This is a genomic window from Planktothrix sp. FACHB-1355, from assembly GCF_014748295.1.
GTDB classification, from domain to species: domain Bacteria; phylum Cyanobacteriota; class Cyanobacteriia; order Cyanobacteriales; family Aerosakkonemataceae; genus Aerosakkonema; species Aerosakkonema funiforme_A.
Genome location: NZ_JACJUP010000092.1, coordinates 1 through 10,760, shown reverse-complemented (window position 1 = coordinate 10,760; position 10,760 = coordinate 1). Strand labels below are relative to the sequence as shown.

Annotated in this window: 10 protein-coding genes; 7 read left to right on the top strand and 3 right to left on the bottom strand. The window is 42.5% G+C overall.

The window, feature by feature from the left end; all coding sequences use genetic code 11:
- Nucleotides 1-114 precede the first annotated feature (114 nt).
- The gene (locus H6S82_RS06760; RefSeq protein ID WP_190474549.1) at nucleotides 115-801 is read left to right on the top strand and encodes a serine/threonine-protein kinase; all 687 of its coding nucleotides are present in this window, start codon (nucleotides 115-117) and stop codon (nucleotides 799-801) included.
- 201 nt (nucleotides 802-1,002) lie between these two features.
- Here the strand turns inward: H6S82_RS06760 and H6S82_RS06755 are convergent, their stop codons facing one another.
- Nucleotides 1,003-1,155, bottom strand: coding sequence for a hypothetical protein (locus tag H6S82_RS06755; protein WP_242056841.1), 153 nt, complete (start codon nucleotides 1,153-1,155; stop codon nucleotides 1,003-1,005).
- A 198-nt stretch (nucleotides 1,156-1,353) separates the two neighbouring features.
- Between H6S82_RS06755 and H6S82_RS06750 the strand changes: the two genes are divergently transcribed.
- From H6S82_RS06750 to H6S82_RS06725, 6 genes are all read left to right on the top strand, one after another.
- Nucleotides 1,354-2,337: a DUF4349 domain-containing protein gene (locus H6S82_RS06750; RefSeq protein WP_190474552.1), complete on the top strand. Its 984-nt coding sequence runs from the start codon at nucleotides 1,354-1,356 to the stop codon at nucleotides 2,335-2,337.
- Nucleotides 2,338-2,514: 177 nt separating this feature from the next.
- On the top strand, nucleotides 2,515-3,858 hold the full coding sequence (locus H6S82_RS06745; RefSeq protein ID WP_190474554.1) for a serine/threonine-protein kinase: 1,344 nt from the start codon (nucleotides 2,515-2,517) through the stop codon (nucleotides 3,856-3,858).
- Nucleotides 3,859-3,885: 27 nt separating this feature from the next.
- Complete coding sequence (locus tag H6S82_RS06740; protein ID WP_190474556.1) at nucleotides 3,886-4,377, top strand: DUF427 domain-containing protein; 492 nt, start codon at nucleotides 3,886-3,888, stop codon at nucleotides 4,375-4,377.
- Between the two features lie 131 nt (nucleotides 4,378-4,508).
- Nucleotides 4,509-4,787: a hypothetical protein gene (locus H6S82_RS06735; protein WP_190474558.1), complete on the top strand. Its 279-nt coding sequence runs from the start codon at nucleotides 4,509-4,511 to the stop codon at nucleotides 4,785-4,787.
- A gap of 147 nt (nucleotides 4,788-4,934) precedes the next feature.
- Nucleotides 4,935-5,762, top strand: a complete 828-nt coding sequence (dapB, locus tag H6S82_RS06730; RefSeq protein ID WP_190474560.1) for a 4-hydroxy-tetrahydrodipicolinate reductase — start codon at nucleotides 4,935-4,937, stop codon at nucleotides 5,760-5,762.
- A gap of 91 nt (nucleotides 5,763-5,853) precedes the next feature.
- Nucleotides 5,854-6,600 carry a phosphate ABC transporter permease gene (locus H6S82_RS06725; RefSeq protein WP_190474562.1) on the top strand — a complete coding sequence of 249 codons (747 nt, stop codon included), beginning with the start codon at nucleotides 5,854-5,856 and terminating at the stop codon, nucleotides 6,598-6,600.
- A 134-nt stretch (nucleotides 6,601-6,734) separates the two neighbouring features.
- On the opposite strand, the gene H6S82_RS06720 is transcribed toward H6S82_RS06725, so the two are convergent.
- Together H6S82_RS06720 and H6S82_RS06715 are read right to left on the bottom strand one after the other, a co-directional pair.
- The gene (locus H6S82_RS06720; protein ID WP_190474564.1) at nucleotides 6,735-7,358 is read right to left on the bottom strand and encodes a type I restriction endonuclease; all 624 of its coding nucleotides are present in this window, start codon (nucleotides 7,356-7,358) and stop codon (nucleotides 6,735-6,737) included.
- Nucleotides 7,359-7,396: 38 nt separating this feature from the next.
- Entirely contained in the window at nucleotides 7,397-10,747 is a 3,351-nt protein-coding gene (locus tag H6S82_RS06715) for a type ISP restriction/modification enzyme (protein WP_191056106.1), read from the bottom strand.
- Nucleotides 10,748-10,760 lie beyond the last annotated feature (13 nt).

The window sequence follows — 10,760 nt, the reverse complement described above, 5'->3', positions numbered from 1 at the left end:
GCTTTCTATTCTCCCGTCTTTTCATATCTTTTGTATTCAACTCTAACATCCAACCGCAGACAGATTTTACCAACTGTGCCAAAATCAAGGTAAGCTTCATCAGATGCGAAAAATATGAATTGGACGACAGGACAGCAATTACAGAATGGTGATTATACCATTAAATGCGAACTTGGGCGCGGCAGATTTGGCGTAACTTATCTTGCCAAAGATAATAAAAATGGTGGAGATACAGTCATCAAAACTTTAAACTACGAACAACTAGATATCCAAATTAAAACTCATCAAATAACGCCAGAAGAAAAAATTAAATTAGAAACTAGATTTTTGGATGAAGCTGATAAATTGCGGCGATACAACCATCCCCATATCGTAAAAGTTAAAAAAACCTTTAAAGAAGGCGATCGCAGCTGTATTGTCCTAGAATATATTCCAGGGGATACTTTAAATCGATTAGTCAAACGAGTTTTGCCAGAAAAAGAAGCATTGCGTTATATCCAACAAATTGGTTCCGCACTTAGCGAAGTACACAAACACAAAGACCTGCATCGAGACGTGAAACCAGATAATATTATGATTCGCGCTGGTAAATACGATGCGGTGCTAATTGATTTTGAACTGGTGCGCGGTTTCGAGCATCCTTTGTCGCGACAAGCAACGGAAGTTGGGTTTGCGGCTTTGGAACTTTATACCCCACAAAAAGATAAAGGTGCTTATACGGATGTTTATGCTTTGGCGGCTACTCTGTATGCAGTTTTGACAGGGGAAAAACCGCCAGATGTGGCGTTGACAGGGTGTTGATTTTTGTGCGATCGCATTTATTTATGTTTGAATAAAACTATTATCAATTCTGTATAATTTTAGGAATAGTTTTTGTTTTGATAATACATAAAAACAACAAAATCGCCTTTTAAGCGGTGATGATTCGGCGGTCATACGACCACCCCCAGGCTGTGCCTGTTTATTATTATAATTCGTCGATTACTTACCTGTCAATAATATTTAGCGCGACGATCGCATATTAGCGCGAATTTGTGCCATTGCAGTTACACCATCGACAACTTCACCGCGTTGGGATGCTTCCCACCCAATCATTACTTCTTGTTGCAGTTCTTGTAACCATAAACGATCGTATTCTGCTTCATCTGCTGCCAAAATAGCTTCAATTTCTTCTTTGTTGGCGTTATGCGATCGGCAACCTCGTCTGACGCAACCTAGATTATCTCAACTGCAAGGCTTTCAGCTTCCCCAGCATTACAATTTTTGTAACGGCTAACATAGCCAAGCCAAATGAGGTTAGATTATTTCTAACATACAAACTCATGTTTCTGGTTTCCCCAAGGAAAATATTATATGCAAACTCAATTAAAATCGCATCCGGCCAAGTGCGATCGCTTGACAAAACTTTTGCTAGTGGGGATGCTATCTGCGATCGCGTTACCGAGTTGTAGCGCTGGCTACAACCCCACTAGCGGTGCTTCAATGGAACGAGAAACAACACAAGCACCAATGCAAAATGCAAAAATGGCGGCAGCACCAGCAATGCAACCAGCACCGTCAGGAGATATTGTAGCAGCGAGGGAAGAAAGTTTTGCAGCAGCCGCACCCGCAAGGCGTTCTCTCCCACAATTAATTAAAAGGGCTGAATTAAGTCTTGTTGTCAAATCAATTGACCAGAGTATGCGCGATGTTTCCAATATCGTCAGAAAACAACAAGGCGATATCATCGGTTTCCAAGATAGCAAACCTACCGACCCTAGCAGCCGTGCAACTGCTTCCATGCAAATTCGCGTACCGTCGTCAAAATTGGAAACATCTCTCGATAGTTTAGCAAAATTAGGAAACGTGCAAAGCCGTTCTCTCACCGCAGAAGATGTCTCGGATCAGTTAGTAGATTTTCAAGCGCGATTGAAGAATTTACGGAAATCGGAAGAAGCAGTATTGAAAATTTTAGAACGTTCCGGTTCGATTCGAGATGTGTTACAAGTTACTCAACAACTCAGTAACATCCGAGAGTCGATCGAACGCATTTCCGCACAATTGAAAAATTTGCAAAATCAAGTAGCTTATTCCACGATAACCTTAAATTTAGAAGCAACTGTTCCAGCCGCACCGCCAGCGGGTACTCCCTTGGGTTTGCGAGTACAAGAAAGTTGGGGACAGGCAACTCATTCCCTCAGTGAGTTTAGCATCGGATTACTGAATTTCAGTATATGGCTATTTGCGTTTAGCCCATATATACTTTTAATAGGCGGTGCTGGATATGGTATTTACCGATTTAAGAAATATAAGTCGCATTTTGGCGATCGAAAACCAAATTTACCGCCATCAGCCTAAATCTTAAATGATTCGTGAAAACCAGTTCAGCCTGATTTATTCTGTTTGATTCTGTTTGGAGTATTAGTTTTAGTTGTGCATAACGTCAGCCAACAACTTAGGCTAAAATTTAGACTAAGTTGTTGGGTTTCGTTCCTCAAACCAACCGACAACTAGCCCTTAGTCTCTCTCTTCATTATGGAACTGCTGCACCAACCAGGAGATGCGATCGCCCAACGGTATCAAATTGTGAATACTTTGGGCCAGGGTGGCATTGGGATAACTTACGAAGCGATCGACTTGCACAGCAATCAGCGAGTGGCACTCAAAGAACTGTCATTCCGGCGAGTCAGTCAGTGGAAGGTGCTAGAATTATTTGAACGAGAAGCTAAAATATTATCCCATCTCAATCATCCCAGCATACCTCGGTATTTGGATTATTTTCAAGTCGATACGCCTGAAGATTGCCGATTTTACCTGGTTCAGGAATTGGCAGAAGGGCGATCGCTTTCATCGTTAGTCGAAAGCGGTTGGCGCGGGAAGGAATCGGAAGTACGACGTTTGGCGGTGCAAGTTCTGGAAATTCTCACTTACTTACAAGAATTTGCCCCACCCGTCATCCACCGAGATATCAAACCGCAAAATATCATCCAAAGGGAAGATGGACAAATTTTTCTAGTTGACTTCGGTGCTGTGCAAGACACCTATCGGCAAACGGTGACGGGAGGCAGCACAGTTATCGGTACTTACGGCTACATGGCTCCTGAGCAATTTCGCGGACAAGCCTACCCTTCAACGGATTTGTACGGACTGGGAGCGACATTGTTGTTCTTGCTGACACATCGATCGACTGTCGATCTGCCGCAACATCGCCTCAAAATAGACTTTCGCTCTCAAGTGGAAATCTCAGATGAATTTGCCGACTGGTTAGAAACAATGCTCGAACCGGTACCGGAAGATAGATTTTCCTCTGCAAAAGATGCGTTGGCAAACTTGCGCGGCGAACATACAATTACTGTACAAAAGCGGCGCAAACCTGCGGGCAGTCGCATCGTTTTGCAAAATACAGGCCAGCGACTTGTCGTGGAAATTCCTCCATCTGGGTGGCAATTTCAGAACATTTCCTGGTTGGGTTTTGCGCTGATTTGGAGTGGATTTTTATTTTTCTGGACAGCTGGAGCGATCGCAGTCGGTGCTTATCTATTTTTTCCCTTACTTTCCATTCCTTTTTGGATAGTAGGATTGGGAATGTTGGGCGGAGTTTTATTTAGCGTAGCGGGTCGGACGCGCTTGGAGATCGATCGGGAGAATTTTCGATTGCAGTGGAAGTTATTTGCTTTTAGTCATCAGATTCGGGGACGCACACAAGATATCGATCGAGTAGACTTGTGCAGTAATTTCGAGGTCAACAACAAACCAGTCATGGCCTGTACGATCGTCGAAGGAGTACGTACCCATAGTTTCGGATCTTGGTTAGCCCAATCAGAGAAAGAATGGTTACGTGAAGAACTTACCAATTACCTTGGAAAGAAGCTATCTTAGCTCTGAAATCCAAAATCCAAAATTGATATGATTCAGCGCATCGAACCTGGGCCAGGTCAAGAATCTGTTTGGGACTACCCCCGTCCGCCTCGTTTAGAAGACACTCCGAAACACATCCTGGTTGTGTTTAACGGTATTGTAATTGCAGATACCTATCGAGCAAAGCGTGTGTTAGAAACGAGTCATCCACCCAATTACTACATCCCAACCGATGATATTAAAATGGAATATCTAGTGCGCGAAAACCGCGTTACTTTTTGCGAATGGAAAGGTCAAGCGCATTTCTACAGTGTAATTGTCGGTAACAAGCAAGCGCAAAATGCTGCTTGGTTTTATACGGCTCCCACTCCCGCCTTTATCTCCATCAAAGATTATGTAGCTTTTTATGCCAATTTGATGGAAGCTTGCTATGTTAACGGTGAGAGGGTGCAACCGCAGCCAGGTGATTTCTACGGCGGCTGGATCACCAGCGACATTGTAGGGCCGTTCAAAGGTGGGCCGGGAACTTGGGGCTGGTAGATAAAGCTAAAGGAAACTTTTGGCAACCGAGACGCGATTAAGTATCTGCGTATTACGTAGATACCCATCCTGACTGAGAGCGTCTATAACAGAAGAATGTTTAATTGGTATATAACATAATGGAGGGAGCCATGAACGATCGCTCCAATTTTCTCTACCCTCGCAGTCGCTACTACGGTCAAGTCAAACCAGAAAACATGGTTTTTAACGCTAATTTGCAGGAATTTGCTCAAAGAGTGAACTTCGTTTGCTCCTTAGAAACTGGTGGAAAGCTGCCTCCAGATGAAGCTTACAAACAAATTAAGAAACTCTGGAAACAGCTAAAACGCAGTAAAAAGCAGCTTGGCATTGGCGAAAGTCCGTTTAACCCGGAAGACGGAAACTCAAACGAGAATCCTCCATCTGGTTGAGCAGAGGGGCAGTGAGCCCTATGCCCCTCTGCCCGATTGCCAATTCAATCTCAAATCCAAAATCTAAAATCTCAAATCTAAAATTGCTTGCTCGATGGCCAATTCAATCTAAAATCTAAAATCTCAAATCTAAAATCGGTATTTTTCATGGCCAATCAATCTCCTATTCCAGTTGTGGTAAACGGTGCTGGTGGCAAAATGGGCCGCGAGGTCATTAAAGCTGTGGCTGGCGCACCTGACATGACTCTACTGGGTGCGATCGATCTCAATCCCGAATTATTAAACAAAGATGCTGGGGAGGTGGCTGGATGTGGCCCGCTGGAAGTTCCCATCACGAATCAATTTGAACCGATGTTGGCAATGGCTGCCCAGGAAAAAGTGCTGGGCGTTATGGTAGACTTCACCCATCCCAAAACGGTATATGATTCTGTGAGGTCTGCGATCGCCTACGGTGTCCGTCCCGTTGTCGGCACGACCGGCTTGAGTGTGGAGCAAATTCAAGATTTAGCCGAGTTTGCGGAAAAAGCGAGTACTGGTTGCCTGATTATTCCCAATTTTTCGATCGGCATGGTTTTGCTTCAGCAAGCAGCTATTCAGGCATCCAAATACTTCGACCACGTAGAAATTATCGAACTTCACCACAATCAAAAAGCCGACGCCCCCAGCGGTACGGCTATTCAAACCGCGCAAATGCTAGCAGAAATGGGGAAAAGTTTCAACCCCCCCTCTGTGGCGGAAGAGGAAAAGTTAGCGGGTGCGAGAGGTAGTGTAGCAAATGAAGGCATTCGCATTCACAGCGTCCGCTTACCCGGTCTAATTGCCCATCAAGAGGTGATGTTTGGGGCTCCCGGTCAAATATATACCCTACGCCACGATACGAGCGATCGAGCTTGCTATATGCCAGGAGTTCTGCTATCGATCCGCAAAGTCACGCAGCTGAAATCGTTAGTATATGGTTTAGAGAAGATATTGTAGGAGAATAGGGCATAGGGCATCTTAACAAAAAAAACTAGATTGCCCATCCCCCATTCAATCCAAAATCTAAAATCTAAAATCCAAAATCCATATGCTAGTTCCATTAACCCGCGCAAAATTTGAACAACTGATCCCAATCATTGCTACAGCTGCACAGTACAAATATTGCTGGGGTAAAAGTGCCAACTTCTTATTCCGGCTGTTAATTTCTTTGGTAAGTGTAGCTATACTATTTTTGATTGAGCAAGCGTTCCAAGATTTTGCTTGGCTATTTGTTTTAATAGGAACAGTGAGCGGTTTTTACTGGTTATGGGGGCCTGTTTTTTGGGCGAGTTTGCGTAATTTAGAATCTCGCCGCTATCGTTACAGTGCTTTTTGGCGCGGTCAAGTGCTAGATGTTTATATCAGCGAAGAATTGGTAGGAAAAGCACAGGAAAATGTGAACAAACGCGGCGAGTTAGTGATTGTAGAAAACCGGGAACGCCGACTTAATTTAGAAGTAGGAGATGAGACTGGTTTTTTGACTCAATTACAAGTACCGCTAAAGCGTTCTCATCAAGCGATCGTGCGTGGAGAATGGGCAGAAATGTTGGTAATGTCGGAACGACCGGATATGAGTCGCATTGCGAAAGTTTCCGATATTTTTCTTCCCGAACTTAATTTATGGGTGAGTGACTATCCTTACTTACGGCGAGATTTGTTTGTCGATATTAGCCACCAATTAGGAAATGCCCCGGAAGGGGACAGGCAAAAGAAAAAGAAAAAGCGTTACGAACGAGATCCCGGATATGGTGCGAATCGATCGCGCAGACCTCCGAGAAGAGATGATGACTGGTAACGGTCGGAAACCGGGTTTTTAGGCGAAAAATCTAGGTTTTGAGGTGAAAGTAGTTGACAGAAACCCGGTTTCTCCAGCCGCTTGAGTTCTATAGCCAATCGATCGAGCCTGACGCACCCTACAAAATTTTTTAGTTATTCTCCAAGTAATTGAGCGAGGCGTTTTAACACGCTCACAACAGTATACAAATCATCCCCCCGTTGCAGCGCAAAGGGATAAGATTCAGCATATTTTGGCTTACCTTGTTTCGTCAGTTTCAGAAATTTAAACTCCGGGCCATTACTCACAAAACCAAAGGCAGGTTTTTCAGAATTAGGATTACCCAACATATAAGCCAACGCTTGCGGTATCCCCGCTTCCACCGAATATTTTACGCTTTTGGCTTCAATAGCGAGTACCCAAAAAGAAGGCTTAAAAACTAAGAGGTCAAGGCGTCCTGTTACAATAGTACCATCATCCTCCGATGAAATTTTCACCGACTTTTCGGCAGTAATATAAAATGGCGGACGATAAAAACCCGCCAATCTCAACAATGGCCCTAACACCACCATTTTGACAATTGGTTCTAGAATGGTATAACGAGACAAATGGAGGTAGTCTGCTTTTACTTCATCTAGGGTTTGCTTTTCCAAATCTGTCAGTTCCGGTAAATCATCTTGCCATTCTAGAAAGAAGCGATCGTCGTTAGTGCGTTCTAAATCGAAGTTTTTAATTAATTGGTCAAAAGTGATATCTTGAGATTGGATTGTTTCAACCATGATTTATCTCTCTTTTTCGCTTTAGAAGCTATTAATTTTTATTCTTCTTCCTCTTCGTATTTTTCCATATTGAAAAGCGGTAATTCTGTCTCAACTTCTGCCAAACTAACTCTTTCTGATTCGGTTGGTTGTCGAAATTCAGAGTAAACAAACAAATTACTTTTCAAAAGTGCATCAAACAAAGAAGATAACTGAGGAAAAATATCGACAGTTGCATCAAGCACCCACAGCAGATCGAGAAGTTCATTATCAAATTCCCAGATTTGCGGACGAATATCATCGAGAGGTGAAGATTTTTTACCAGCCCCATCTTTCATCCGATAGGAAAGCCAAGATGTTACAACCTCTAAACCTGAAATACTGAAATTATAGACTTCTTGACGAACCCCTTCAAATATCCCTTTACCAACTCGCAGTTCTTGCATACCGACATCATAAGAAAATTCGGTTGGATAGTCGGTTTCTGTTGTTGGAGTTCCTATTTTACAACGAGCTTTTCCAGGCGGAATTTTACCTGGTTTCATACCATTCGGAATAAATCTTTCACCATAAGTATGTAACCAAACAAGTTGACGACCAATAGCAACTACCTGACCAAATAAATTAGAGTCTTTGGTAATAGGAATTCTTGCGCCTGGGGTTTCTAGTTCATTCCAGAATTCTTTTACATATTTGGGAGTAGCAAGAATTGCATAACAGTAAGCAAAAAAATCTTCTGGCAAAACTTCGCATTTTAAGTTTGCAATTAAGGTTGCTAAAACTCCATGAGTGATGTTAGGCTGAGTTCCGGCTGCATCTCGCCAGAGGGGTATAATGTGTTTACCTCCAAAAGAGCCACGAAAATGATCTAAGTCAGCGATTAAGGCAGTGGCAACTGCTGAAGATCCCTCACCAAGAACGTTAGTAAGCAGACTTATCATATAAACTTGTCGATCGCTATAAGAGCGGAACAAAACAGGCCGAGCAAAGTCACAAAGCCTATTATCTAAGAGCGCCCATTGGCGATCGAAACTCCGATAAGCATAGCGAATTGGTTGTACATAGGACGTATCTGGAGAAACATTGACAATAGGAGGTAATAAAATACCGTTTTCCTCCAGGGATCTATATTGCTTGCTAATTTTTCGATCGCGAGTCTCTTTGAAAAGTTTTGCCTTTAAATGGGAATCACGGGCAGAAATTAGATTTTTCCATCGTTGTTTTAAAATTTCAATACTTTCACCGATCGGCCATTTCCGTTTGAATTGTACTCCACCTACCTGCCAAGGAAATAAATCAGTCAATCTTGCCCATTTCCCATAGTCAGTATCACTTACGGGTAAAAATAAATCTGTCCAACCTGTAGGGCAATTTTTCCATACCAAGTCTTTGAAATAGTCGATTCTACCAAGAGTTGCCAGTTTTTCTCCTTCTGTGCCATCAACTCGCGTAAAATGAACTTTCGCCGGAACTTCAGGTTGCGGTTTTCCATAACGAACACCGATCGCAATCGCAACTGGCGTTTGAATAGCAAATACATTATCTGTTTTTCTTGCGCCAAGATTATCTCCCTCCAGATCGATAAACCAAAGTTCATCAAAAGTTTGACGCATCACCTGTCTCATCCCCGCAAAACCAGGGCCACGCAGATGAGAAGAAGCCGTGATAAAACTAATAATACCTGGACGATTTTCTTGATTTGACTCAAAAACTTTCCATAGCGCCCATCGCCAAAAGTAAACATAGTCGTTATATAAATTTTTAGCATGAACGAGTTGCCCTGCCTGTCGTAGCGGTTCAATAAAATCTTGCAGAATAGCCTCAGCAATCATCTGTTGATTTCGATCGATTTCCTGTCTGTTATCTCCAAATCGAACCCATCCGCCTTTTCGTTTTTCTACTTCTCGATCGTCTTCTTGAATCTGTTGGCGATCGTAAGGTGGATTACCAATACAAACTAGAACGGGTGTATCTTGTTTAATCTTTTGGGCGCGTTTGTATTCTTCTCCTAATGGTTTGAGAGATAGCGGTAAATGTCCAGGTACAGCAGCATAAGGAGATTCTAACGTATCTGTAAGATATACATGAACACCATCTTTTGGTAAAGTTCCTCCTTCGCTCAAAATTTGCTGAGTCAAGCGAAGATGAGCAACTGCATAAGGGCCAACTAGAATTTCAAAAGCATGGATATTTGCTGCTGCTGTGGTAGCAGCAGCAACGCGCATTCCTGCTCCTCGATCTTTGGTAATTCGATCGAAACCATCTTTAAGGGCTGTTAAAATGTAAGTGCCTGTTCCGCAAGCAGGATCTAGAGTTACAACCTTTGGATCGATGAATGAATACTCTGCATCAAAGTATTTTTCGAGTAATTCTGCCACCAGTCTAACTTGTGTTTGAATAACGGGGACTGGAGTGTAGTAAACACCCCTTTCTTTTCGCATTTTAGGGTCATATTGTGCTAAAAAATCTTCATAGAAATATAGCCAAGGATCTTCGTTGCCTTTTTGAGCTAGTGCAGTGATATCAATGGCAGCAATAATTCGCTCCAATAAATTTAGTGATACCTCAATTTGTTCGCGTGCAGCTTCATCACCAAGAATTTTCAAAGCATCAGCAAGTAAGCTGTGTCCTGTTCTAATTGTTTTGACTGCTTGTGGTAATGAGAGATCTTCTGCACCAGAAAATCGCGCTAGTAAAAGCGCGTATGTTAATGTCTGAGCATAAGCATCTGCAAATTGCTTGTTATCAGCATCAGGAAAAAGATAAATCCGCCAATCTTTTGCCAAATTGCTAAGATTAGATTCGGGATCTTCCAGTGCAGCTAACACATCTGTTCGCAACAAGCGACAAATAGGAGCCAGCATTTCAGCGAGAGCTTTTGGTGTAGAAGGTACAATTGGTTTCCATTGGAAAAAATCTCGCAGAAGTGTTAGCAAAGCTTGAGAATTTCGATCTGTAACAGCATCTTCACCATCAGAGGTAATATCACCAGAAAGCTTAATAATTTTTCCTACTCTCTCACCTGTTCGGTAAAGTGCCCATTGATTTCCATCTGTGTAAATCAAATTTGATAAGTTCTTAAACTTCTCCCATTGTTGTTTGTTATCTCCTTTAAATTTGCTGGGATCTGCTCCTTTTCCTGGTGCTTTTAGTTCAATATATCCAGCTAAAAGAGAACTAACGGCAACTCCTACATCAGGTCTTCCTGAGAGTGCCTTTTCTCGAACTTCTGTAACGACATTTACTTTTAAGTTAAGTATCTCTCCACAACGTTTGAGCAAATTTTCGATCGGTGCTTTGAGTTGGTCTTCAGGATTGAAAGAAATCGATTGAAGTCTAAATTTATTAGTTACTTCTGTGGCAAACTTTTGCAATACTTTTGTAAAATTATTTTCTGCATTAGTTGTCATTTTTACCCCCTGA